Below are 23,692 nucleotides of genomic sequence, written 5' to 3' on the forward strand. Positions count from 1 at the left end.
TGCACGAGTCAACGTGTTCCGTCCCCGAAACCCAGCACTTCCGCCTCGGCGCGGGCGATTTTTGCCTCCTCGGCGCGCAGTCGGCGGCGGCGGGCGCTGCGGCGGCGCAGCGCGGCATCGGCATAATGGCCGAATCGCGGCCAGCGCCGCTTGGCCCGCGCGAACTGCTTCTGCGCCCAGACCGAGTTGCGCAGCACCAGCACCAGGCCCGCGGCGAACACGAAGATGCCGCCCGGGCCGGGAATGATCCCGACCAGCGGCGTGATGGCGATCAGCAACGCTCCCGTGAGGAACAGGGCGGTGCGGACGATCGGGCTGCGTGCGGCTGCCATGCGGGGCAAGTGGGAAGCGTGTGTTGGTTGTACAAGACACAGTGTTGTGGTTCATCGCGGCTTAGGCTTGTTTCATCGACGCAGGGGCCGCGCCGGTCGCGCTGCGGTCGTGCCGCAGCGGAGCAGGCGGGCATGGGCCGGGGATGACTCGATTCCCCTATCTGTTCGCCCCGATGCTGTTCCTTTCGGCCTGTGGGGGCGGTGGTGGTGGAGGGGGCGTCGTCACGCCTGCGCCCAGCTCATCACCCACTGCGACACCGACGGTTACGATCACGGTCACGCCTGCCACCGCCGCGCTGACAGCCAATGGTAGCCAGCAATTCGCCTGCGCTGTTAGCGGCGCGACCGATGCGGGATGCACCTGGACGGTGCAGGAAGCGAATGGCGGCACCGTTTCAGCGACTGGCCTCTATGTCGCTCCGGGAACGGCGGGGACGTTCCACGTCGTCGCAAGGAGTGTTGCGGACACCGGCAAGACTGCCAGCGCCACGGTGACGGTCAGCCTGCCAACTGCCGCCAGACCCTGGGTCACGGGCTATTATCTCGGCTATTTCTGGGACAATTCCTATCCGCCCGAGAGGGTCGATATGACGGCGCTGACGCATTACGTGTTCGGGCGGGTGGCGCCGGGTGGAGGCACACTCGACGGCGCGCCGGGCACTGTGGTCGAGGGTGCCGGTACCGCACACGAACCAAGGCTTTCGCCGGACGGGGTGCGCAGCGTCGAAGACTATCTGGTGAAGCGCGCGCATGATGCCGGGCGCAAGGCGCTGCTGATGATCGGCGGCGCGTCCGACGGCAACGGCTTCCTGCTATCCACCACCAATGCGATCCGCTCGACCTTCGTAAAGAACGTCGTCGATTACATGGTCGCGCATGATTATGACGGGCTGGACCTTGATTGGGAGGATAAGTTCGAGGGTAGTGACGAGATTACGCCGCATGTGAGCGGGGATGAAGCCAAGCGTCGACTGTTCGCGCTGATCGCGGACCTGCGCACCGAATTTGCGAAGCGTCCGCGTTACCAGGGGGCGGGCAAGGCGGCGCTCCTCACATTGCCGGGGTACACCGTCTCGATCAACGATCTGGGCGCGGACGGCAAGGTACCGCAATGGCAGGCCGATCTCGCCAACAAGGTCGATCAGTATAACCTGATGAGTTACGGCATCGGCACGACCTGGAGCGGCAATGGTTGGCTTTCCTGGTTCAGCAGCCCGATCTTCGGCGCGACTGGCCAGACACCGCGCGACCTCAATTCGAGCATTATCGCCTATGAGAAGACTGGCGTGCCGCGCAGCAAGATCGGCATCGGCATCGGCTTCTACGGAATCTATTTCGGTCCGGGGGTGACTGGCCCGCGGCAGGATACCGAGGCCAATAACATCTTCGAATATGATGATGACGCGCTGCGTTACTCGGAGCTGGTCCGCATGGGCTATCTGAGCAACGGCACCTACAAATGGGATGAGGTCGCACAGGTCGGCTATCGCAGCTATGCGGGCGGCGGCTACACGCCGCCGGGCTCGGGCCGCAACAAGGCGGGTTTCCTTTCCTATGAAGACGAGCGCTCGATCGCGGCCAAGGCGGCCTGGGTGCGCCAGGCGGGGCTGGGCGGCACGATCCTGTGGGCGATCAACTATGATTACCTGCCGAACGGCACCAGCCCGCTGCTGAGTGCGGTGAAGACCGAGTTCAAGCCGGAAGCGCCGTGACCGCGGCTAGTCGTTGTTGAAGTGCACCGGGATCACCACCCAGGCATCGCTATCGATCGCGCCGCCGCGCGTCGGCGGATTGATCTGGAAGCTCCGCGACGCATCGAGCGCCGCGTCGCCGAAATAGAAGCCGCGCGGGGTCTCGCGGACGACGCGGCAGCGGCTGGGGCGTCGGGTCGGCAGGATGCGGCAGGCGAGCAAGACGTCGCCGCTCTGGTTCATCGCCTGGGCGGCGGCGGGGTTCACCCGCTGCAGCTCCTCGGGCGTCGGCTTGTGGACCCAGTCGGGCGGCACCAGCCGGGGCTTGGCCGGGGGCGGTGCGGGAACGCCGATGCCCGTGCCGCCGCCGATGCCGCCCGTGCCCGCGCCGCCGCTCCCCTGCGCCGTGCCGGTGCCGGTGCCGCCCGGGCCGATGATCGGCGCGGCCGGCGGAGCAGGGGGGGCTTGCGGGGCCAGCGTGGCGGTGGGCGTCTCGGGCGGGGCGGGCGCCGGGGCGGGAGCGCCGGGATCGACGCGGTGGGTATGGGGCGGAACCGGCTTCGGTTCGGGCCTGGGCAGATCGGGCGGCGGCGGCAGCGCGACGAAATCGACCGGGAGCGGACGTTCGTGCGCGGCCGGGGTGAGCATCACCGCCAGCCCGGCGCGCAGCAGCGCGAACACCAGCACCAGCATGCCCGCCGCCGCCAGGGCAGAGGCGCCGCGATTGCCGGGGGTGAGCGTCCGCACCATGCACGCAAGGCTATGCCGCCGCCGCGCTTCCCGCAATGCCGGCGCACTTGATCCATAACGGCGGCACTTCCCCGCCGCTTTGGAGAAATGCCGCTATCCTGCCCGGGCTGAGGGGGAGGCGGGGGCTTGGTCGCGAGCGTTTCGACGGTTGCCTATCTGGGGCTCGAGGCGCGGGCGGTGGAGGTGCAGTGCAACCTCGTCGCCGGGCTGCCCAAGTTCGTGGTGGTCGGCCTCCCCGACAAGGCGGTGGCGGAAAGCCGCGAGCGGGTGCGCGCCGCGATGGCGGCGATCGGCCTGGCGCTGCCGCCCAAGCACATCATCCTCAACCTCTCGCCCGCCGACCTGCCCAAGGAGGGATCGCATTTCGATCTTGCCGTGGCGCTGGCGCTGCTCGGGGCGATGGGCGTGGTCGATGCCGAGACGCTGGCCGGCTATGTCGTGGTCGGCGAACTGGCGCTGGATGGGCGGATCGCGCCTAGCCCCGGCGTGCTGCTCGCTGCGCTGCATGCGGCCGAGACGGGCAAGGGGCTGGTCTGCCCCGCGGCGCAGGGCGCCGAGGCGGCCTGGGCCGGGCAGGTGGAAGTGGTCGCCGCGCCCGACCTGATCGCGCTGCTCAACCATTTCAAGGGCAACCAGCTGCTGCCCATGCCCGGGCCCGGCGAAGTCGATCCCCCGGGCATCGGCCCGGACCTCGCCCAGGTGAAGGGTCAGGAGACGGCGCGGCGCGCGCTCGAGATCGCGGCGGCGGGCGGGCACAACCTGCTGATGTGCGGGCCACCGGGGGCCGGCAAGTCGCTGCTCGCCTCGTGCCTGCCGGGGATATTGCCGCCGCTCGACGCCGCCGAGGCGCTGGAGGTGTCGATGGTCGCCTCGGTCGCCGGCACCTTGAACGGCGGGCGGCTGACCAGAGCACGCCCTTTCCGCGCGCCGCATCATTCGGCCTCGATGGCCGCGCTCACCGGCGGTGGCCTGCGCGTGAAGCCGGGGGAGGTGAGCCTCGCGCATCTCGGCGTGCTGTTCCTCGACGAGCTGCCCGAGTTCCAGCGCGCCGTGCTCGATTCGCTCCGCCAGCCGATCGAAGCGGGCGTGGTGAGCGTGGCGCGGGCCAATGCGCACGTCACCTTTCCGGCGCGGGTGCAGCTGGTTGCGGCGATGAACCCGTGCCGCTGCGGGCATTTGGGGGACCCGGCTTTGGCCTGCGCGCGGGCGCCGCGCTGCGCGGCGGACTATCAGGCCAAGGTCTCCGGGCCGCTGCTCGACAATAGTGACAGTCTTTCAAGTGATGTGAGAGACTGCCCCCATGAACATCAATCGCAACTTCAAGAACGTCATCCCTTACCGTCGCTGGTCCACGCTTGAGCAGGGCAATTCGGACAAGTCCTCCGATGATCGCCAGATCGCCAACACCCACGCGTTCTGTCGTGAGCAGGGTTGGACGGTCACGCACTTCGATGCGGTGGACGCGGGCAAGTCCGCCTACACCGGCGCGAACCTGACCAAGGGAATCCTCGGTAAACTCACCACACAGCTTCTCACTGGTGCGCTCGATCCGCATGAAACGGTGATAGTCGTCGAGGAATTGGACCGCCTCAGTCGCCAGCCTCCGGGCCGCATGACCGCATGGATGCAGCCCCTGTTGATGGCGGGCGTGACCTTTGCGGTGTCGAACACCCGGCAGATCGTCACCGAAGCCTCGATGAACGATTTCGGCCAGTTCGTGAGCCTCATGAGCCAAGCATTCTCCGGCTACGAGTTTTCTCGCCGCCAACAGAACCGGGGCAACGGAGCGTGGAACAAGCGCCGCGAAGCCGCGCGCGAGGGCCGCAACATCGCGCGCCATCGTGCACGCGGATGGCTGATGTGGGACGACGCCACCAAGACGTATCGAGAGATCGATGATCGTGTTTGGCTGGTCGGGGAAGCTTTCCGGCTGCACGTCGAGGAGCGGAAGGGCAAGGGCGAGATCGCCAAACTCTTCAACCTGCTTGCGGTCAACGATGAGCGCTATCGTGCGTTTAGTTCGTCCAAGGTCCAGCCCAAGCTTTGGACTGCCACGGCTATCGGGCGCATCCTGCACGATCCCGCAGTTACCGGCTTCATCCAGTATCACAACAACCCGCGTGGCGCTGACAAGAAGGTTGCCGTTGGCGACCCGGTGAAGGTCTATCCGGAGATCATCAGCCCGGAGCTATTCGCCCGCGCGAACGAAAAGCGCCACGTCGAGCAGCTTCGCCACAAGGGCCGGGGCACCAACATCTCGAACCTGTTGGGGCCGATTGCGCGATGCTCAGAATGTGGCGGCACGATGCAGCCGCTGGGATCGTCGCGCTGGCGCGTGGCCAAGGACGGCACCCGGTCGCAGCATTATTATCTCTACTGCCAGACGAACAAGATGAGCCGGGGCGAAGCATGCACCAATGCGCGGGGCTGGCCCTATGCGTCGATCGAGACACCGATCCTCGACAAGCTGCTTCGCCTCGCGATCGACGATCAGCACTTCCGCACCGCCGACGGCGAGGTTGCCCGGCTCGAAGGCAACGTCGTGCGGCTCCAACGCCAGCTTGAGGACCAACAGAAGCGCGCCAAGGTCATGCTCGCCACGATCGGCGAAGACGCGATGGACTTCGAGCGGGAGGCATACGAGACGGCCAAGCGGAACATCCGTCTCACGATGGAGGCGCTGGCGACTGCACAGACCGAGCTTGGCGATGCAAAGGGGCAAGTCAGCCCGGCGGAGCACATCGTTCGCGTTGCCGAAGTCCGCGACCGTATGGACAGCGAGAACACTGATGAGCGCTACACCGCTCGACTGCTTACCAAGACCGCGTTGCGCGGCATAATCGACGAGATCACGTTCTTCCCCGGTGCCGATCCGTGGGGAGGGCCCGAGGGGTTGGTTTGGGTGGAATTGCTCCACGGCATCGGGAACTTGATGATTTGGCCGGGCCGTGAGCCCGTCTTCACTGAATCTGGCGACATGCGGGAGAACGAGGGGAAATCAGCACTCCGCGATGCACGCGGTAATGTGGACCAGATCGACCGCATCCAAGCTTATATGCGGCGGCGGGCGGGCTGACAGCGTAGATATCCCCGCCCCTCGATCCTCGCCTTCGCAGCTTCATAGAAATCACGATCCTTCTCGATCGCGATCCAGCGGCGATCCGTCTCCATCGCCGCGATCGCAGTCGAGCCACTTCCGCAGGTGGGATCGAGCACGGTCGCGCCCTCGGGACTATAGGTGCGGATCAGATAGGCGAGCAGATCGACCGGCTTTTGCGATGTGTGCAGCCGCCCCTTCTGGCCAACGCTCGGGAATTCCATAACCGTCGTGGGATAGTTGGTATGCGTCTGGATCGACTGCTTCAGGATCGTCTTCCCCAGCAACACCGAGCGTTGGCCACCGCGTCGAACATGCTGCTTCTCAAGCTCGATCAACCCTTGCGGGTTGTAGACCACCCGGCGCTTGGAATGCTTCACCAGCACGGCGGGAGAGAATACGAGCACATCTTCATGGATGCTCATCGGGCGGCTCTTCGAATGCTGGAAGCCCGTGGCCTTCGATTTCTTCCAGATGGCCGCGTATTTGAACCACTCCCGGTTGCTCGCGATCAGGTCCGTGGTGAACGGCTGCACTGAGAACATCACCGCGTTGCCGAGCGGGGTAAGGACGCGTCGGGCTTCTCGCCAGAATGCAACCAGATCGATTTGCCGATCCCATGGGCAGCACGTCACCCCATAGGGCAGATCAGCGAGGATTAGATCAATCGACCGGTCCGGGATCGCCCGCATCAATTCGAGGCAATCGCCATGGTGAAGGCCGAGATCGAGCGCGCGATCATTCGCGGGCACGATCCGCCAGCTATCGCCGCGTGCATCGATCTCGGGGCTCTCACGGCAGAATTCGGTCATGCGCTCGCGGATCGTGGCAATGCTCGCCGGGCGACCGACGCGCAGCAACTCGCGGGCGATCTCCGGAGCGGTGCGGAAGCTGAAATCGAGCGCGTCGATGAAATGCTCGTCCGCGATATCGCGGCGGGGAGAGCGGCGGATTGGGGTGGTGCTGGCGAGATGGATCATAGGCTTCTCCGAGTGATTTCGGAGCAAGCCTCCCACAGAGTTGGAATCTGTCAGCCAAAAGTTCATTTAAGCGCGATGGATGCCAAACGCCCCGGATATGTCGCCTCCCGAGAAGCCCGGGCCAAGGCGGCGCAAGATCGCTATCAGGTGCTATGGCGGGATATCGAGGCGTTCATCCTCGATGCTCGATCGCGAAAGATGTGGTGGCAGGGAGCGGGCAGGTTTCCGCCCGTGCCGGTGCTGATGGAGCATCTTGAGAAGCTCGGGCACCGAGCGCCGCGCGGCGGGCCTATTACCTACAATGTCGTGCAACGCACGCTCGATCGCTGCGGCGACCGACTTCCCCCGAAATGAAAAGGGCGGGCCTGAGCCCGCCCAAATCCTTATTTCTTTGCGGCCCGGCGTTCCGCGATCTTTGCATCGAACTTCGCTCGACGCTCAGGCGACCATCCTGCGCCCGTCTTGGGCGCGGTCGAGGTGCGACCGGGCTGCGTGTCCCGTGCCTCCAATTCCTTGTCGAGTTCGCCCTTAGTGAGCGAATCCTTTAGGTGATCCAGCCACTCGACAAAGCGTTCCGAGGGCACGTGGAAGGTGCTCTTCCCCGCGATCGAAAACGGCAGCGTCACCTGCGCAACTCCATTCTTCACGGTGAAGATTTTCTTCCCCTTGGTGGGTGTTGCGGACAGGTGCTGATCGCGCGCCTTGTCCACGCGCCGGATCATCGCCTTCCGCTCTTTCTCGTAGTCGTAAGGCTTTTTCGCCCACAGTTCGTGAAGCTTATCGTCGGCGAGTTCGAGCAAATCTTTGAGGGCCATCATCGTTCTCCCATCTGCGACACAGTTCGGTGGCGTAGAGCCGTGGGAGTTAACGATCAACTGATAGTTCGGTGATGGGCGGCCACAGCGCTCGATTCAGCCGCCCATCGGTATCGTTGCGGGAGAGCCCGCAAACTTATTTAGTTCAGGGTTTTTGTCGCTCTGAACCAACGTCCCGGTATCGCGAGGTTGAAGTAGGCGGGAGAGCCATCCGGTAGACGAGTTCGCAGCACATCGTTGGCGAACATCGCTTCCACCTCTGCATAATCGGTTTCAGCGCGAGTAGCGTGAAGGGAGATTATTTCACGCTCGAAAGCCTGATAGCCTTCGCTTTTGATCAGGGCATTGAGGGGCCGGGATGAGCCCCAATATGAATCGATCCGAGCAGGCCTTGTGCGACGTTTCACCGTGGTCTTCGTGTATTTCCGGCCAATATACATCCGCCCGGTTGGGAGGTGAGTTATCCTGTAGACGAAACCTTCGGCCTCTGTGATTTCCTCCGCGCTGAACCGTGAGCGCCACGCTGGTGCGCTCACGCTTCGTTGCTGGAAACGGAGCCGGAAGTTTTGAGGCCGATAGGCCCGCCAATCACTGGCACACAAGTGGGCCAGCGTCGCGCTACGCAGCGGGATTTCTCGATGCGGGTGATGCACACCTTGTTGGACTGGTTGCCACCGAGCACATGATAGGCGGTGGCATCTTCGCCGACATAGAAGCCTACATGTCCGCCACCGGGCCGGGCGAACACCAAGATCGCGCCGGGAGCAAGGCGTTCGGCTTGAAGGTTCGACCCCCAGCTTGACCACGAACTTGCCCGCACTGCGATCGGGGCGGGGGTGAGGCCAGCCTCCGCGATGCAGTGCGCGACGAACAATCCGCACCACGCGGTTTCATCGTCGGTGACGGCGATCCCAAGAATCGCGGAACCGAGTTTCTTCGCCCATCCGAGAATGGTCGGGTCATGCCGGGCACCGGGGATTTCGGCGGTGCCGATGAGTCTTTGAGCTTCCAAATACCATGCGTTCATGGCAGTATTTATCGCGGAGCCGATCCGCGTTTTTTGGAAGGCTTTTAAAAAGATGATGACGTTGAAAGAAGTGATCAAGACTGCGATGGAAGCAGGGCTTGGACAAGGCCAAACCAATAACTTCGACGAACAGGCCGAAGATACTAAGCGCCACATGATCCAGTTGGCAAAGCGCGAGGGCTACACCGAGGAAGACCTCAACAATGAGCTTGGGGATGTCGGCGAGCACGTTCGGAGCGAACTGAGCAGCGTGTGGGACACGTCGATCGACAATTCTGATAACGATTGAAGAAAAGGAGCCGCCACCAACTGGTGAAGGCGGCGGCTCAAGTTTGCGAGAACGGGCGGGAAAATTTTCGAAGGAAACCGCCCGCTTTCCTATTTAACAAGCGCCTTGAGCCGCTTGATCTCCCGACCGCGCAGCCACGCGATGTGCCATGCTATCGACATGCCCACGGTTGGGACCATCGAGGACACGACAAGCAGCAAGATGGTGCCTTGCGCCGCGCTCATGACTGCGCGACCTCAATCCTACGGGTAATATGAGCCTTGAGAGCACCGGCAGAGCGGGATTTGAGTCTACCGGCAGTGCATTCAGCGTCGATAGCGCGATGCGCCTTCAAAGCCTCATCTCTCGTGTAGGAAAGCTGGGTAACGAACTTGGTCGTGCTCGATGGAACGCCAGTAGCCTTTGCCGTCGAAGTTGCCCTGCGGATGTTGGTCTTACGCGGTGGCCACATACCAGCCTTGCGCAATACATTCCGCGTTTGATGGAGGGAATCTTCGTTGATCGTGAGGGTATCCTCACCCGTGGTGCTATCGTCGATCCGCTCGTAGGCGATCACCAGATCGGCATCGTCGAGCTTACGGCAGGCATCGATAGTCTGTTGGAGTGTAAGGCCAGCAAGCTCCGCTATGTATTCGAAGTCGGTCATGAAATCTTTGCCGATCCACGCGACCCGCGCGAGCACATTAAGTTCGTCGTCGGTGAAATCGTTCTTTGTAATATAGTTCATTTTCATTCCCCAAGGTTGTCCATGTCGGACGATCCCGGACAACCTTGGATGAAATCTAAGATCGTCCGACCAGCTTATAATGAAGGCCCGGAAGACCGCGCGCAATATTGAACTAAGTCCGCGATGAACGGCGCGAACTGTTATTGAGACCGATATTAATTGATTAGCGTTTCGCCCTCGCGAAGTCCGCAAAAGCGTTTGCAATAACAGTTCGGTGTGAGGCTTCGGGGCAACGCCGGAGATTTATCTTCAAGCGACATCTTGTCAGGATAAACGTTTATGATCGATCGACTCGGGGGAGCACCCGATATATCTGTATGGCTTGTTAGGTTGCGCGATCGGAGGAATGCAGATGCCCGGATGGAAGTTGTTTCTTGTTATCGTTGCCGCGATCCTGACTGCGAACCTGATCACGTCGGTTGTGTCCGCACTGGTGTGGGGAGCGTTCGAAAAGGGCTTTGTCCGGGTCGAGACGACCGAGCAGAATATTCCACCGATCTCGCGGTGAGGATGCTCATACGTCCTTGAACATCGCCTGCATTTCGAGTTCGTCCATCTCTGCGAGAAGCTGCGAGAGCGAGACTGGCGAGCCATCAGGGCGTTCGAGAACAGGATCGTCTTCATCTGCTGACAGAGCCGTTAGCACCGCCATGGCCATCTGTGTGACGGTCCAGCGACCGCGATCAATTACGCTGGAAAATTCGGGATAGTCGGTGTGCCAATACTCACTCGCGGTGCGCTGCCACCATGCCGGTTTGTGCCCCGTATGAGCGGGGAGATTGTCAAAGCCGATCTCGCTCTCGATCTCGATCGCGGGCAGCGACAAGAACGGGATTGACCAAAAATCCTTGTCGTCATCGTCGTCGAGATCGTCGAAGATCATGCTTCGCCCTTCGCCGGGCGAGCGCATAGGAAGAGCGTCTCGGATTCTGGATCGAGACGGTATCCCTCATTGGTGTAGGTGAGCGTGCCGCCATGCCCTTTGATGAACGCTACACGCTTTAGCAGTTCGGGAAGCGCATCCAGTTCCAATCCGGCAGCGTGCGACGATGCAAGAACTTCCATCCATGCTTCTGTATCGTAGCCTAAGAACGTCCATTCACCCGATGACTGCGGGGTCAGAAGCGTTGCAATGTTGTGCCTCATTGTCCGCCCTCCCGATGCTGGCGAGAGCTACACAGGCCGTAAAGAACACCAAACGCGAACGCGCCGATATAGCCGAGGGCGATCGAAGTGATTCCGAGGGCGCTCATGACTGCACCCCTCGACGTTGAAGTTCTGCCTTGATGGCCGCACGAGCTTCAGGGCTGACTTCAACGATATCGATAGTGCCATCTTCCCGCTCGATCAGCGGAGCAGCGGATAGGAGGTCGCGCAGGCGCTTCACGTGTATACGTTCGATTGCGGTGATCATGCGGCATCCTCCGACTTTATCGCGTCGATGATGTCCGTGCGGCCCTGAACCGAAGCGATTGCGTAGATGATATCGAGGCGATGTTCGGCGCGATCCGCGCGGGCCGAATGTTTGAGCATTTGCGAGTAAATTTGAATGATCATCACCGCGAATGCAGCGATGGCAATTGCAACTATTGTGTCCATTTCTTATCCTCTCATAGTCCGGTTTTTTGTGCAGTATTATTCGATAAACGCTCTTCGATTTGATCGACATACGCGCCGAACATCATCGAGAAATTCGCGCTGATTATCGGGTCGCGGAAATACGCCCATCCACCTTCAAGACGGACGCGGTTGCGCTTCATGAAGCGAAGAATTGATTTGGTGGTATGGGGGATGTGAAGCGCGATGCGCGCGCTGCGAAATCGTTTGAAGTCTGGCATCTGTAGCCCTTTCTAATTTGTGTCCGAAGTATTTATTTCGGAGACAAGAAAGAGGGCTGATAAGGCCGATTTTTCGCAATTTTGGAGAGTGTGGGGCGGGAAGGGCTGGACACAAATCCCGCCCCACATTCTATTTATCGATTATACAGGGAAGGGGGATGGCGTGCATTAAACTTCGGCGTTCGGGTGCCCGCAGATAACGAAAAAGCCGCAGCTATGGTCGTATAGCTGCGGCTCTCATTTAGACCCTACCGGTCTCTATTCTGTCCGGTGCCCGCACAAGGGGTGCAGTCACGCCACTCGCTGGTTCCATCAGGGAAATACCAGCGCTCGCCGCGACGGCCCTCGCACTCGGGGCACACATCGTCTTGATCGTCATAGTCGTTCATTTGGCTTGATCCATGTGGGCATTCCATCCGGAGGCCCCACATTCGCCCGTCCCGGATAGGCCACGGAAAAAGGTCCGTGAGCGTGTAAACCGCCCATTCTATCGGGACGGACGTTGGCGCACCTCACCAAGCCGAGCGGGATGCGTCCAATGCGCGTGGGATATCGGGACGATCGCCCGCCATTCAAGGGCGGTGCCACTAAACATCCACGATGTTGCCGCCGAATGTGATCGCGAAGAGCATCGCGTCGTTGGGGTCGGCGAAGTAAACTCGCTCTCTATTGAAGTCGATTGATAATCCGAACTTAAAGTCGCCGTCTGGATAGCTGCTTAGCCAATCAAGAATGCTCTTCAGTTCGCGTAGGCACGCGTCTGCGTTCCTGAACGGCTGAGTATCAACCGCATGAGGGTAGTGGGCAAAAGACTGGCCTTCGCGCGCCTCTGCATGGTCTTCGATGTAGCGATCTTCAATGCTGCGCATTTCGCCTCCATTTCGCGAACTTCTCCGCAAGAGGATCGATGCGTTCCATTCTCGTGGCCTTGATCTCCGCGTATCGTGAGACGGCAGCCGCATGCGCGTTCTGCGCGTCGTGGTCGATGTCGCTGGTGTCGCGTCCGATCGAATGGGCGTATTCCCGCCCGATCGCCGCGAGATCATCGGCGGTGATCGCGTAGCCCTTGAGTAGCGCGCGGGTGCCGGTGCTGCATAGGAACGCGAAGAGCCTTCCGCCCTTCTCGCCGCTGCATGCCTTCGCGAGGCTCTCAGGGGCGACCAGATCGCCATGCAGGCTGATTTGATCAGGGGAGGGGGTGCGAAACCCGGAAAGGTCCATATACGCGCTGGTGAGCTTCCTCGACGGTCTGGGGGCGATCGTGACCGGGTGCAGCAGCATCATGAGATCGATGTCGAGCGGATCGCCCTCATCGCAGCGGTGGAAAATCGTTTCCTCGTTCCATGCGCGTGGGGCGACGAACAGCCGGGATTCATCCTTGGTCTGCGGATCGAGACAACCCAGCCACTGCGCGATGGTGGCCCACATCGCGGGATATTCCTCGGCCTCCACGATGCGAGAGAGCGGGAACATCAGGCGGAAACGGTGCGCCCGCGATGTGTGGCTCGATGTCGTATAAACGACGAAGGGCGAACCTTGCTCGATCATCTTCTCTGCGATGGCGTCGATCGTCGGGCGGATATCGCCGCCCTTGTCATCGATGTCGGCGGCAAACCAATTCCAGCCCGCGACATTGCGCTTTGCCCGAATCACACCGTCGTCATAGATCGCAGGCGAGATGCACAAGGTGCGGGTCTTGTCCCGCCCGCACTGCGCGGATTGGCCTTCGAGATAATCCGCGAACGTGGTCCAATCTTGCGCCAGATGCATGACCGGATAGCGGTCATAGACATCCCGGAGGGTCGAGTAGGCGATCATGCCATGATCCTCCCCGCAAACTTGCTGACGGGGGCCGCGACCGGCCCGGTATATACCCAGCCCGCAAATGAGTTGGTGCGCTTCGCCGCGAGCGGGAAATCAGGGTTTTGCCCGGAGATGCGACGAAGCTCGGTGAGGAAAGCGGGTTGTTCGAGCGCGTTGCGTTTCCGCATCGTCTGGGCCCAATCGCGGTATGCGAGGAAGATTTCGTCCTTCCGCATCACGTTGGCCGAGATCGGCTTCAGGATCGCATCGCCGAAATGGTCGCCGCGATACTGGCCTTCGTTCTCCGCGAGCGCCTCGCCGAATTCTTGCACCGAGGACCGCACCGACTGGCGGGCCTGCATCTCGGCCATTTCCCGGCGAAAGGGTTCGCATGGATCGGCGGCAAGGTGGTCAACGCTGCACCACATCGCCCGGAAGTCCAACGCGTTCACGTAGGCGAATTCTGCCGGGCCAGACTGTGAGTTGAAATCAAGCTGGAAGAACCGACGAATGCCGGTCGGGTCGCTGATCAACTGTTCCAGCAGCTTGTTGCTCGCACCGATAAAACAAGAATTCTGTTCAAGCTCCACGGTCGCGTTCGTGCCCATCGGGCGATAGCTAAACGAGTCACGCGTGATCACTGCCTTGACAGCATCCATGTCGGCGCGATCCGCCTTGTTCATCTCGTCGAGAAAGAGCGCATAGTTGCGGAATAGGCTGGCTTCCCGATTATCCGACAGCCGGTTGAAATCGGTGGTGGCGAACAGCGAACCGAGTTCGGCCAAGAGCTTGGTGATGAATACTGATTTTCCGCAGCCCTGACTTCCGTAGATGACCGGCATCAGGTGGTAGGTGACGGTAAGCCCGGCGAGGCGTCGCTTAATCTGCCAAATGAATTTTTGCAGGACCGCGATGGTGATGTCCTCGGACACATTGCGCGTGTCGAAACTGTTTTGAACAAGGCCATGCCAATCGAACGAAGATTGCGTTGCGAGCTTCGCGAAGATGCGGTCGCGGACTTCCAGCGAGAGCCGCTTCTGGAAGAAGACAATCTCGTCAACGATGTTCTGTTTCTTGAACTGATCACCCAGCAGGTTGCGGTTCAGGCTGGTGGCGTGCTCGATCAGGTCGTCCCAATCCATGCGGGCGCGACGGCGATGCATCGGCGATATCCAAGTAAGTGGTTGGGCCGCGTTCTCGTCGATGTCGAAATCGGTGCAGTCAAAGATTGCCTCGATTAGTTCGCGCGTCGTCGCGGGGACCGTGCCCAGAGCGGTGCGGATATTATGGGCGCGGTTCGCGCTGGCCATCGCTCGATTGAATTCCGCCTTGGTGCAGATACCAAGTTGGATGACGTGTGCCATCAATGTCGGGTAAGTATTATTCGCGAGATCAAGGCGGGAAGTGATTTCCGATAGGTCGGGAGTAGTCGTCTGGCCAGCGATATAAACTTTGATTTCCTGTTCAGTCATGTTTTCCTTTATACGAATTGGGAAAAGCCATCACTGCGTCGGCATCGGGACGGCATTCCCGGTTATGTTTTTATTTATACAGGTCCGTGGAAATCAGGCGCAATAAAAAAGAAAAGGCTCCACTCGGATGCCGCCGAGTGAGGCCAAGGTTGGAGCAAAACTAATACAGGAAACTTACTCTGATAAATGTATTTATACCAAACGCATCAGAGATGTGCCATTTAAATCGCACCAGAGGCGCGGATATATTGCGGCTACACAAATGGACTGATATCTACACCAACCTACACGCCCATTTTTTCAAAAAATGGCTGAATACCGTGCTTTTTTATAGTAGTGGTGTAGTGTAGTTAATTTTATTAGATATAGAATAAAAACGTTATAAATTTATATATAGGTATAGGGAGTAATTAATTACACCACTCCACTTGGAAGGCAAAAACGGCAGATTTCTGCCATTCCTTGGTGTATTGGCGTGTATATGACTTGGTTGGGTTGTAATGCGCGGCCCCTCAAACCCGCCCCGGTATTTCCCGTTTGGTATCCGAATAAATATCTGGTGCCCGACATACCCCCGAAATTCGGCCAGAGAGGGCCCTCACAGCGCCAAGGCGGCTCTGCCGGTAGCCGGGATAGGTCCGCAGCCTATAACCGCCTGAGACTGTCCCTGCTGCGCTCTGAGCCCCTGTGCCGTTATTGTCTGGCCCGGTCGGGCAAGGTGGTGCCAGCGGTGCTGGTTGACCATGTGGTGGCCTTATCCCTCGGTGGCACCAACGATCGAGATAATCTCGCCCCGGCCTGCCACGACTGCAACGCAGCGAAGGCTGTAGCAGAGCAGCGATACATTCAGCGCGGCTATGATCTCGCCTTCGTCCACCTCGATCCCGAGCTTGGCGAATGGATCAGGCTCGCGGCGAGGTTAGCGTAGTGACGCATACCGATCGTTGGTGATGTCGTCGCGATCGCGTGGACGGCAGTCCGCAAGGAAGCGCTGCAAGGTGCGCTCGTCCTTGATCGCCTCGTCCATGGCCGCAGGCGCAATATATGCGGTGCCATCCGGGTAAGCGATCCATGGACGATCGCCCACATACTTGCCGTCGCGGTTCTTGGCATTGACGCCACCGCAGACATTGCCCCGCACCGAGACACCATCCACCTTGGTGATCCGCGCACTATCGGGATCATGGAGCGATGCCAGCACCGTCCGCTTCGCCTTCTCGATAGCGATTTGGTCCGCAGTCATGCCCGCATGGCAGGCCGAGAGCGCGAGGATGGAGATCGCAAGGGTGAGTTTCTTCATGGGCAGTCCTATTCCGAGCGGCGGATCATACCAGAGGATCGGCAGAAACGCGAACTTATTGAACTACTTAGCATGATCGTGAAGCTAAATAACATTGGCGGTGATGATCCGCCCAGCATGGCCGAGGCTCGCGGCGGAGAGGGTGGTGACGAGCCTACAGCCACCCTCAGAGGGGGCGGGGTAAATCATCCAAGGATATCAATAGCTTACACCACGCCCCCGTCTTTTTTCGACTCTGTCAGAATAAAACTTCGGCTCACTCGCCCGCGAAGATGTAGCGGCCACCCCGACCTACGAGAGAAAACAGGATCACAAACCCTATTCCGACGAACAGGATCGACCCACGTTCATCGCTAACTATCGGTCGATAGTCCTCATAGTTGTCAGGGACACGGTTGACGTGGGTGCGATCCCAGCGCGCTTGCTCGGCCTGCGTTTCCCAGATCGAACTGGTAGCTGTCGCGACGAAGAGCAGTGTCAGGGCAAGAGCGATGGCGGCCAGCCCTGTGCACGTCCAATGGAATACGCGCCCCAGCCGCACCGCGATGTTCGTCTCGGCCTTGATTTCTCTTGGCCAAATAAAGCTCGGCATGCGGAAATCCCCCCGGTTCAGTTTCCTGACTTCCTGCCAGTAATACGAGCCCGCCATGTAAGCGGCAAACACGCAACCCGCGATCGTGCCATACTCGATAAATGAAACCCGAGGCTTGCGCGGAGTCATCCCGAGATAGGGAAGGATGAGGCTGATCGCAGAAAGTGCGCCGATGATGAGAAACGCTGTCGCGAAACCTGCGGCTGCTAAGCCAAGAGGCATCCAGAGCCATCGCTCGCTTCGTGTATGCTTCATCAAATCGGCCCCCGCCTAAATACCCCCATGAAGAGCGGAAGACGTATCGCCAACCCGAAGACCAAGCAAATGGCTGGGACCTACAGAAAAGACCGGCATGGTGACATCGCGCCTATCGCCGCGACCCCGATCCCGACCGGTCCAAAGCAACCCGCCTACCTCACGCCAGAGGGCAAGCTCGTATGGGCCGAGGAAATCAACCGCGTGACCGCGCTGGGCGCAACCGAGGCGGATAGCAGCGCCTTTGCCCGCTACTGTGAAATGGAAGCCCACTTCCGGCTTGCGATCATGGCCGGTGACGATTTCCCGACCGGTGTCATGCTCACCGAGCTGCGCCGCTACGCCGAACTGTTTGGTATCGCTGGCCTGCGCTCTCGCCTCGCGAAGATCGGCACCGCAGAGCCGGTCCAGTCATCGCCGTATCAGATAAGGAAGAAATGACCGACCATTACGCGTGGTTCGCGAGCGATCGAGACGCGGAAATTGCCCGCTGGATCGATGAAAACCTGACCGAAACCACCTATGCGATCGGGCGGAAGGCACGAAACAAGCGCTCGATCATCGTATATTTCGGCTCCGAGATGGACCTGATTTTGTTCAAGATCGTGTGGGGAGACGCGTTCGTCTAAATATTGGGTGCTCAAACTACCCAAGAATTCATACTCGGCCCGCGCAGTTGACTACGCCAAGGACATAACGAGCGGCAAAATAGCCGCTTGTTGGCAGGTCGTGGCGCAGTGCCAGCGCTTTCTCGATGACTTCTCACGCAGCGACATCGTTTTCGACATCGATGAGGCTGAAGCAGTGTGCGTGTTCGCCGAAGCTTGCCCTCATGTGAAGGGGCCTCTCTCCGGCGAACCAATAGAATTGGACGCCTATCAGATTTTCACTCTCGTGAATCTGTTTGGCTGGCTCACCACGGCGACCCGAATTCGCCGCTACAGAGAAGCCTTTATCCTACTTCCACGCGGTAACGCGAAGAGCACGCTCGCGGCTATCATCGCCCTCTACATGACATTTTGTCTCGGGCAGGGAGGTGCGGAAGGACTCTCCGGCGCGACTTCGCTAAAGCAGGCTAATGCGGTCTTCCATCCGGCAAAGAGGATGGTCGAACTCACGCCAGCAATGGCGCAGAATCTCGGGTTAGAGGTTGCCGCAAAATCAATCTACCAGCCCGAAACCGGAAGTTCATTCCAGCCCGTCAAGGCGAAGACCGAAGACGGTGGCCTGCCATGGATCGCCATCGCGGATGAGCTTCATCAGGCGCTCGACGAGACGCAGCTAAACGCGTTCCGCACCGGCATGGGCAAGCGTCGAGGCGCTGACCCCTTGCTTCTCATCATCTCGACCGCTGGCACCAACCCCGCAGGCGTATGCCGTCAAGAACAGCTATATTTCGAGGCCGTGCTCAAGGGCTCGACCATCGATGATAGCAAGTTTGCGCTCATCTACACTATCGATGAAGCCGACGATTGGACCGACTTCACGGTTTGGAAGAAAGCCAATCCGGGCTGGGGAAGCTCGGTAGATGAGAACCATCTACGCAGCGAATACGAGAAGGCGCTACAGAGTCCTTCATATCAGACCAACTGCCTCACGAAGTATCTCAACGTCTGGTGCAATACCGCCAGCGGGTGGCTGAATTCCAGAGATTGGGCCAATGCAGCGGGCGAATTTACCATCCCGCCATATGCGCGTTGTTTCCTCGGTGTCGATCTCTCAACCAAGACCGACATAACGGCGATTTCCTTGGTGGCGGTTATGCCAGATGGAAAGCGTTCAATAAGCCCTTACCTGTTTCTACCAGAGGGCGCGCTTCTGCGCTCGAAGAATGCCAAGGCTTATGCTGAGTGGATCGCCTCCGGGGCGCTGATCCAAACCGATGGCAGCGCGAGTGATCACCAAGCGGTTGAGGACAAGATCAGAAAGCTTTGCAAAGCCCATAAGGTTGAGGCGGTCTTGTTCGATAGCTGGCAGGCCGCAGGTATGATGCAGCGCCTCCAAGCCGATGGCATCGAGTGCATGGAGTTTGGTCAGACGGCCAGAAACTTTACTGCACCGATGACGGACTTCGAGGCTGATTTGATGAATGGAAAGATCATTCATCCCGATAATCCCTGCCTGAACTGGATGGCGGGCAATGCCTCGGTGAGGCAGGCCGGAATCTTGAAGTCTCTTACCAAACCATCCGGTCAAGATCATCTGAAGATCGACGGTATTGCGGCGACTTTGATGGCCTACGCGGCTTCATCTGCGGAAGCTCCGGCACCACCGCCAGCCATGGAAGTTTTGTGGTTCTGATAAATACGGGATGTCCAACTACATCCTTGATCTCTTCGGCCTTCAGCGCAAGTCTTTTACCTCCGAGCCAATGCCGGTTATGCGCCGCTCGGAGGAGTATGTCGAAGACCGGATCGCGAACGAAGACATTAACGGATATGTGAGCGTAGCCTACGCCTGCGCAACGGTCATATCCGAAGGCTTGGCGATCCCGCCGATGTATCTTCAGCAGATTACTTCAAAGGGGCGGTCATTCGCCACGAACCATTCTCTTTATCCGCTCGTGAACAGCGCGCCGAATGCACTTCAGACCAGCTATGAATTTCGGGAGACGATGGGCTGGCAGGCCGCCACCGTTGGCGATGCATATGCATGGCTAAATCGCAGCAAGCGCGGCGAAATTCTTGAGATCGTCCCGCTCAAGCCAACCGAAATCAGCCGGGTCGATCCTGTCGCGGTCGGGGCGCTGCCCACATTCACGCTGGGCGGGCGTGCCGTGGCGAATGCGGACATCTGGCATTTCCGTGGCCGCTCGCATGACCGGCACGGTGGCGTCAACATGATGAACGCGGCGCAAAGCGCTATCATGCTCGCCTCTGTCGCAGAGAGCTTCGGTGTCGATCTCTTCAAGAACCGCGCCGCGCTCGAAGGGATCATATCCCCTGAAGGCAATCTCGACGCCGCTGGTTTCGAGAAGCTGAAGGAGTCCTTCGCCAAGCGTCACACAACCCCCGGACAGAAGGGCAAGACTGCGTTCTTCCCCGTCGATATCAAATATACTCCGGTCTCGGCGACGGCCACAGATGCACAGTGGTTGGAGACCCGCCGCTATCAGGTTGAAGAGATTTGTCGCTACTTCCGCGTCTCGCCCACGAAGGTATTTTCGACGCTCGGAAGTCAGTCTTATAACAGCGTTGAACAGGCTCACATCGCGCACGATGCTGATACGGATGCGCATTGGCATGAGCGCTTCGCGCAGAGCGCTACGAAGGCGCTACTGAGTGACCAAGAGCGGGCCAAGGGGTTCGCAGTTGTTATCGATAATCGCGCGGCTCTGCGTGGCACCGCCATGGAGCGGGCAACCTATTACAACGCAGGTATCTCGGGCGGCTGGATGACGCGCAATGAAGCGCGTGAAGCTGAGGGATATGATCGGTCGAGCGATCCCGAAGCAGATAAGCTGACACCGGCTGCAAATCTCTTTGGTCCAACAACCAGCGAAGGGACGCCTGACACTCCATCGGAATAAATAACCGATGGAAAGAAAGCAGTTCGTAAGCCGCCTTGAAATCAAGCTCGCGGTGAATCCTGAAGCCGAGACAGAAGCCAAATCTTTCACCGGATATGGCGCGTATTTCAACAACGAAGATAGCTACGGGGACATCATCGTCCCCGGTGCATTCACGGCCTCCATCGCAAAGCATGCTGCGGCGGGAACGATGCCGCTTATGCTCTTCAATCATGACGCTTGGCATACTCTGCCTGCGGGTGTTTGGAAGTCGATGAAGGAAGATGAGCACGGCCTTCTCGTTGAAGGTGAGTTGCTCGACACGACGCTCGGTCAGGACGTTTACAAGGCGCTCAAGGCTGGCGCGATCTCTGGCCTCAGCATCGGGTTCTATTGCACCGGATACGAGAACGAAAAGGGCGTTCGGAAGATCACCGAAGCCGATCTCAAAGAAATCTCCATCGTGACTTTTCCGGCGAACGATCTCGCCCGCGTCGCTGATGTGAAATCCGAAGACGAAGATACCGATGAAGCGCTCAAGGTGACGCTCGCAAAGGCGGGCTTCAGTCAGGAAGCGGTTGAGGCGCTTTTCGCTTCGCGAGCCAATGAAGAAGAGCCCGAAGAAGTCAGCGAAGACGCTGAATCCGAGCAATCAGAAGACGAAGCTAAATACGATTGGTCCGTAGTTTTGGCGGCCATTCAAAAATCTGTTGAAACAACCAAGGAGATGTATGTCCGCTAATGACCTGACTACCGAACTCAATAAGCTGACCGAAGAGTTCAAGAGCGCGATTGGACGCGCCGACGAAGCCGCTACCGAGCGCCTTAACAATGCAATTGCTGAAGTCGAAGGCAAGATGCGCAGCCTTCAGGCTGAAGCCAACCGCCCGACCGGTGATGCGAATGACGACGCGGAAGTAAAGAGCTACCGCGAATATCTGCGCACCCGCGACATCAAGTCGATGTCTGTCGGTTCTGCGACGGACGGTGGTGTCACTGTCCCGAAGATCATCCATTCGCAGATTCAGGCTTACCTTCGCGATAACAGCGCCATGCGCCAGATCGCTTCGGTAGTTTCGACTTCGACCCCCGATTACAACTTCCCGGTTCAGACCACTGGCTCGACTGCTGAGTGGACCGGTGAGACCGCTACCCGCAACACGACCGGCACCCCGACCATCGTGAACGTCAAGCCGCCTGTCGGTGAGCTTGTTGCTCGCGCGCTGATCACTCAGACGCTGATCGAGGATTCCGCGTATGATCTTCAGTCGTTCCTCGTGAACGACCTCGGTGAGAGCTTCAACGCAGCGACCGGCACTGCCTTCGTCACTGGTGATGGCACGAACCAGCCAAAGGGTCTTTTGAGCTATCCCACTGCGGCTGTCACCGACAAGGCTGGCACGCGTCCTTACGGCACGTTCCAGCACATCGCGAGCGGCACCAGTGCTGCACTCGGCGACGCTGAGAAGCTGATGGACCTCACCATGGCGGTGAAGCCCGGCTATCGCGCCAAGGGCAAGTTCGTGATGACCCGTGCAACCCTGAACTTTTACCGAAAGTTGAAGGACAACAACGGCCAGTTCATCTGGCAGCCGTCGCTTCAGGCGGGTGTTCCTTCGACCCTTCTCGGCTACCCGGTCTATGAAGACGAGAACATGGGCGAGGCTGGCACCGCTGGTGCGCTCGCGGTTGCCTTCGGCGACTTCGAGGCCGGTTACGTGATCGTCGATCGCGTGTCGATGAGCACCATGGTTGACCCGTATTCGTTCGATCCGTTCATCGCGATCAAGGCTCGTGCCCGCGTCGGTGGTGCCGCGAAGGACACCTCTGCGATCAAATTCCTGAAGCTCGCTGCTTCGTAAGAACGAGATCATCAATCCAAATGAGCCGGGCGAGCGTGAGCTTCCCGGCTTTTTTGTTGCCCGAATAAATACGTGATGAAGATCACGCGCCTTACGCCTTCGACATTTGAAGCGTTGACCGAAGAACAACTAAGTGAATGGCTCCGCATCGATTCCGATAGCGATGCGCTCACTACCGCGATGCTTGTCCAGTCCGCTACCGAGATCGTGGAAGGCCTCACCGGGCAGTCACTCGGGGAGAGTGACTTCCGCATAGTGTTCGACCGGCGCATGGCTTGCCTGTCACTCCCGCTCGATCCGATCCAGACCGTCAACAGTGTCAAGGTTGCCGGGCAGGCGGTGGGTTACACCCTGCGTGGCGATACCATCTTCCTTGACGCATTCCCGGCAGGGCCCGTCACCGTCGAGGTGACTGCGGGCTACGGAGACCCCGAGCTTGTTCCGCTGTCCCTGCGGCACGCCATCGCGGTGCTTGTCGGTGCAGGATACGACAATCGCGAGGCGATCGACCCCAAGACCATGCAGACGGTTGCGAACCTCTGCGCTCGCCATCGCCGGTTGGTGCTCTGATGAAGATCGACGCTGGCAAGCTCGATCGCGTGCTTGAGATACTCGCGGCGACCGAAACCAAAGACGAGATGAAGCAGCGCGTCACCACGTTCACCAGCTTGGCGACCATCTGGGGCCAGCGGTTGGAGATGCGCACGCAGGATTCCGCCCGCGCTGGGGGCCGGGAAACCTTCGCCGTGGCCCGCTACCTTATTCGTTACCGAGCCAATCTCACGACAGCGATGCGCGTGCGTATCGAGGGAATTCTCTACGACATCCTCTCGATCGAACAGCCCGATCGCCGCGCTACGCTGATCCTCACCTTGGAAGAGGTGACGGCGGCATGAGCGGGATGAATGTAGACCTTCGCGGCTTCAACCAGACCGCGCAGCGCCTTCAGCAACTGGCCAAGCAAGACGCCACCAAGGCGGGGCAGAGCGCAAACCGGGCAGGTGCCACGGTCTTGAAGAAGGCGATCGAGAAGGCCGCCCCCGATAGCTCGCGCACGACCGAGGGTGAAGTTCGCACTCGCCACAACAAGGGGGGCGGCACTCGCTCCGAGGTGCATGGGAAGATCAAAAACAACGTCATCGTGCGGAAGACCAAGAGCACCAACGCTAATCAGGTTCAAAACAGCGTAGGTGTCCGGGGCAACGCCTATCACGCCTCATTCGTGAACTTTGGATCGATCCACAACACCGCCGATCCATTCGTTCTAAGAGCGCTCGGTAGTTCTGATCAAACCATCATCGATAAGATTGCTGTCACGCTCAACAAGCAGTTGATCAAGCGCGGCGTCTAAATA

Annotated in this window: 30 protein-coding genes and 1 pseudogene; 15 read left to right on the forward strand and 16 right to left on the reverse strand. The window is 59.5% G+C overall.

What is annotated here, in order from left to right; translation table 11 throughout:
* Positions 1-8: 8 nt before the first annotated feature.
* Entirely contained in the window at positions 9-332 is a 324-nt protein-coding gene (locus P6144_RS00110; protein WP_277765694.1) for a hypothetical protein, read from the reverse strand.
* Positions 333-475: 143 nt separating this feature from the next.
* On the opposite strand from P6144_RS00110, the gene P6144_RS00115 reads away from it, so the two are divergent.
* Positions 476-2,044: a glycoside hydrolase family 18 protein gene (locus P6144_RS00115; RefSeq protein WP_277765695.1), complete on the forward strand. Its 1,569-nt coding sequence runs from the start codon at positions 476-478 to the stop codon at positions 2,042-2,044.
* Between the two features lie 6 nt (positions 2,045-2,050).
* Here the strand turns inward: P6144_RS00115 and P6144_RS00120 are convergent, their stop codons facing one another.
* On the reverse strand, positions 2,051-2,773 hold the full coding sequence (locus P6144_RS00120) for an energy transducer TonB (RefSeq protein WP_277765696.1): 723 nt from the start codon (positions 2,771-2,773) through the stop codon (positions 2,051-2,053).
* 126 nt (positions 2,774-2,899) lie between these two features.
* On the opposite strand from P6144_RS00120, the pseudogene P6144_RS00125 reads away from it, so the two are divergent.
* A pseudogene (locus tag P6144_RS00125) lies at positions 2,900-4,033 on the forward strand (YifB family Mg chelatase-like AAA ATPase); the annotation flags it as partial.
* 40 nt (positions 4,034-4,073) lie between these two features.
* The gene (locus P6144_RS00130) at positions 4,074-5,849 is read left to right on the forward strand and encodes a recombinase family protein (protein WP_277765697.1); all 1,776 of its coding nucleotides are present in this window, start codon (positions 4,074-4,076) and stop codon (positions 5,847-5,849) included.
* Here P6144_RS00130 and P6144_RS00135 read toward each other — a convergent pair.
* On the reverse strand, positions 5,825-6,850 hold the full coding sequence (locus tag P6144_RS00135) for a DNA methyltransferase (RefSeq protein ID WP_277765698.1): 1,026 nt from the start codon (positions 6,848-6,850) through the stop codon (positions 5,825-5,827). The two genes, P6144_RS00130 and P6144_RS00135, sit on opposite strands and share 25 nt — an antisense overlap.
* 75 nt (positions 6,851-6,925) lie before the next feature.
* On the opposite strand from P6144_RS00135, the gene P6144_RS00140 reads away from it, so the two are divergent.
* Entirely contained in the window at positions 6,926-7,204 is a 279-nt protein-coding gene (locus P6144_RS00140) for a hypothetical protein (protein WP_277765699.1), read from the forward strand.
* Positions 7,205-7,233: 29 nt separating this feature from the next.
* Here the strand turns inward: P6144_RS00140 and P6144_RS00145 are convergent, their stop codons facing one another.
* Entirely contained in the window at positions 7,234-7,668 is a 435-nt protein-coding gene (locus P6144_RS00145; RefSeq protein ID WP_277765700.1) for a hypothetical protein, read from the reverse strand.
* 529 nt (positions 7,669-8,197) lie between these two features.
* Positions 8,198-8,770, reverse strand: a complete 573-nt coding sequence (locus P6144_RS00150) for a TIGR02594 family protein (RefSeq protein WP_277765701.1) — start codon at positions 8,768-8,770, stop codon at positions 8,198-8,200.
* Here P6144_RS00150 and P6144_RS00155 point away from each other — a divergent pair.
* A complete protein-coding gene (locus P6144_RS00155; protein WP_277765702.1) occupies positions 8,754-8,981 on the forward strand; it encodes a hypothetical protein in 228 nt (75 codons plus the stop codon). The two genes, P6144_RS00150 and P6144_RS00155, sit on opposite strands and share 17 nt — an antisense overlap.
* A 220-nt stretch (positions 8,982-9,201) precedes the next feature.
* Here the strand turns inward: P6144_RS00155 and P6144_RS00160 are convergent, their stop codons facing one another.
* The gene (locus P6144_RS00160; RefSeq protein WP_277765703.1) at positions 9,202-9,714 is read right to left on the reverse strand and encodes a hypothetical protein; all 513 of its coding nucleotides are present in this window, start codon (positions 9,712-9,714) and stop codon (positions 9,202-9,204) included.
* A 346-nt stretch (positions 9,715-10,060) separates the two neighbouring features.
* On the opposite strand from P6144_RS00160, the gene P6144_RS00165 reads away from it, so the two are divergent.
* A complete protein-coding gene (locus tag P6144_RS00165; protein WP_277765704.1) occupies positions 10,061-10,216 on the forward strand; it encodes a hypothetical protein in 156 nt (51 codons plus the stop codon).
* A gap of 6 nt (positions 10,217-10,222) precedes the next feature.
* Here P6144_RS00165 and P6144_RS00170 read toward each other — a convergent pair whose 3' ends face one another.
* The 10 genes from P6144_RS00170 to P6144_RS00215 all read right to left on the reverse strand — a co-directional run bounded on the left by P6144_RS00170 (position 10,223) and on the right by P6144_RS00215 (position 16,968).
* The gene (locus tag P6144_RS00170) at positions 10,223-10,591 is read right to left on the reverse strand and encodes a hypothetical protein (RefSeq protein WP_277765705.1); all 369 of its coding nucleotides are present in this window, start codon (positions 10,589-10,591) and stop codon (positions 10,223-10,225) included.
* Positions 10,588-10,854, reverse strand: a complete 267-nt coding sequence (locus tag P6144_RS00175) for a hypothetical protein (RefSeq protein ID WP_277765706.1) — start codon at positions 10,852-10,854, stop codon at positions 10,588-10,590. Before P6144_RS00175 ends, P6144_RS00170 begins: the two co-directional genes overlap by 4 nt.
* 103 nt (positions 10,855-10,957) lie before the next feature.
* Positions 10,958-11,122 (reverse strand): hypothetical protein, encoded by a 165-nt coding sequence (locus tag P6144_RS00180; RefSeq protein ID WP_277765707.1) that lies wholly within the window; start codon positions 11,120-11,122, stop codon positions 10,958-10,960.
* Positions 11,119-11,307 carry a hypothetical protein gene (locus tag P6144_RS00185; RefSeq protein ID WP_277765708.1) on the reverse strand — a complete coding sequence of 63 codons (189 nt, stop codon included), beginning with the start codon at positions 11,305-11,307 and terminating at the stop codon, positions 11,119-11,121. The genes P6144_RS00180 and P6144_RS00185 overlap by 4 nt, the downstream gene beginning before the upstream one ends.
* An 11-nt stretch (positions 11,308-11,318) precedes the next feature.
* On the reverse strand, positions 11,319-11,546 hold the full coding sequence (locus P6144_RS00190; RefSeq protein ID WP_277765709.1) for a hypothetical protein: 228 nt from the start codon (positions 11,544-11,546) through the stop codon (positions 11,319-11,321).
* 587 nt (positions 11,547-12,133) lie between these two features.
* The gene (locus P6144_RS00195; RefSeq protein ID WP_277765710.1) at positions 12,134-12,415 is read right to left on the reverse strand and encodes a hypothetical protein; all 282 of its coding nucleotides are present in this window, start codon (positions 12,413-12,415) and stop codon (positions 12,134-12,136) included.
* The gene (locus tag P6144_RS00200) at positions 12,402-13,364 is read right to left on the reverse strand and encodes a hypothetical protein (protein WP_277765711.1); all 963 of its coding nucleotides are present in this window, start codon (positions 13,362-13,364) and stop codon (positions 12,402-12,404) included. Before P6144_RS00200 ends, P6144_RS00195 begins: the two co-directional genes overlap by 14 nt.
* Positions 13,361-14,821: a VapE domain-containing protein gene (locus P6144_RS00205; protein WP_277765712.1), complete on the reverse strand. Its 1,461-nt coding sequence runs from the start codon at positions 14,819-14,821 to the stop codon at positions 13,361-13,363. Before P6144_RS00205 ends, P6144_RS00200 begins: the two co-directional genes overlap by 4 nt.
* Before the next feature lie 919 nt (positions 14,822-15,740).
* Positions 15,741-16,121, reverse strand: coding sequence for a hypothetical protein (locus P6144_RS00210; RefSeq protein WP_277765713.1), 381 nt, complete (start codon positions 16,119-16,121; stop codon positions 15,741-15,743).
* 256 nt (positions 16,122-16,377) lie between these two features.
* Positions 16,378-16,968, reverse strand: a complete 591-nt coding sequence (locus P6144_RS00215) for a hypothetical protein (RefSeq protein ID WP_277765714.1) — start codon at positions 16,966-16,968, stop codon at positions 16,378-16,380.
* A gap of 27 nt (positions 16,969-16,995) precedes the next feature.
* Between P6144_RS00215 and P6144_RS00220 the strand changes: the two genes are divergently transcribed.
* The 9 genes from P6144_RS00220 to P6144_RS00260 all read left to right on the forward strand — a co-directional run bounded on the left by P6144_RS00220 (position 16,996) and on the right by P6144_RS00260 (position 23,689).
* Positions 16,996-17,409, forward strand: a complete 414-nt coding sequence (locus P6144_RS00220; protein ID WP_277765715.1) for a hypothetical protein — start codon at positions 16,996-16,998, stop codon at positions 17,407-17,409.
* Positions 17,406-17,597 carry a hypothetical protein gene (locus P6144_RS00225; protein WP_277765716.1) on the forward strand — a complete coding sequence of 64 codons (192 nt, stop codon included), beginning with the start codon at positions 17,406-17,408 and terminating at the stop codon, positions 17,595-17,597. Before P6144_RS00220 ends, P6144_RS00225 begins: the two co-directional genes overlap by 4 nt.
* A 100-nt stretch (positions 17,598-17,697) precedes the next feature.
* A complete protein-coding gene (locus P6144_RS00230) occupies positions 17,698-19,269 on the forward strand; it encodes a terminase TerL endonuclease subunit (RefSeq protein WP_277765717.1) in 1,572 nt (523 codons plus the stop codon).
* Positions 19,270-19,279: 10 nt separating this feature from the next.
* A complete protein-coding gene (locus P6144_RS00235) occupies positions 19,280-20,497 on the forward strand; it encodes a phage portal protein (protein WP_277765718.1) in 1,218 nt (405 codons plus the stop codon).
* Between the two features lie 7 nt (positions 20,498-20,504).
* Entirely contained in the window at positions 20,505-21,218 is a 714-nt protein-coding gene (locus P6144_RS00240) for an HK97 family phage prohead protease (RefSeq protein WP_277765719.1), read from the forward strand.
* Positions 21,208-22,338, forward strand: coding sequence for a phage major capsid protein (locus P6144_RS00245; protein WP_277765720.1), 1,131 nt, complete (start codon positions 21,208-21,210; stop codon positions 22,336-22,338). The genes P6144_RS00240 and P6144_RS00245 overlap by 11 nt, the downstream gene beginning before the upstream one ends.
* 75 nt (positions 22,339-22,413) lie before the next feature.
* Complete coding sequence (locus P6144_RS00250; protein ID WP_277765721.1) at positions 22,414-22,908, forward strand: hypothetical protein; 495 nt, start codon at positions 22,414-22,416, stop codon at positions 22,906-22,908.
* The gene (locus P6144_RS00255; RefSeq protein WP_277765722.1) at positions 22,908-23,234 is read left to right on the forward strand and encodes a phage head closure protein; all 327 of its coding nucleotides are present in this window, start codon (positions 22,908-22,910) and stop codon (positions 23,232-23,234) included. The genes P6144_RS00250 and P6144_RS00255 overlap by 1 nt, the downstream gene beginning before the upstream one ends.
* Positions 23,231-23,689, forward strand: a complete 459-nt coding sequence (locus P6144_RS00260; protein WP_277765723.1) for an HK97-gp10 family putative phage morphogenesis protein — start codon at positions 23,231-23,233, stop codon at positions 23,687-23,689. Before P6144_RS00255 ends, P6144_RS00260 begins: the two co-directional genes overlap by 4 nt.
* Positions 23,690-23,692 lie beyond the last annotated feature (3 nt).

The organism is Sphingomonas sp. HITSZ_GF, assembly GCF_029543155.1.
Lineage (GTDB): Bacteria > Pseudomonadota > Alphaproteobacteria > Sphingomonadales > Sphingomonadaceae > Sphingomonas.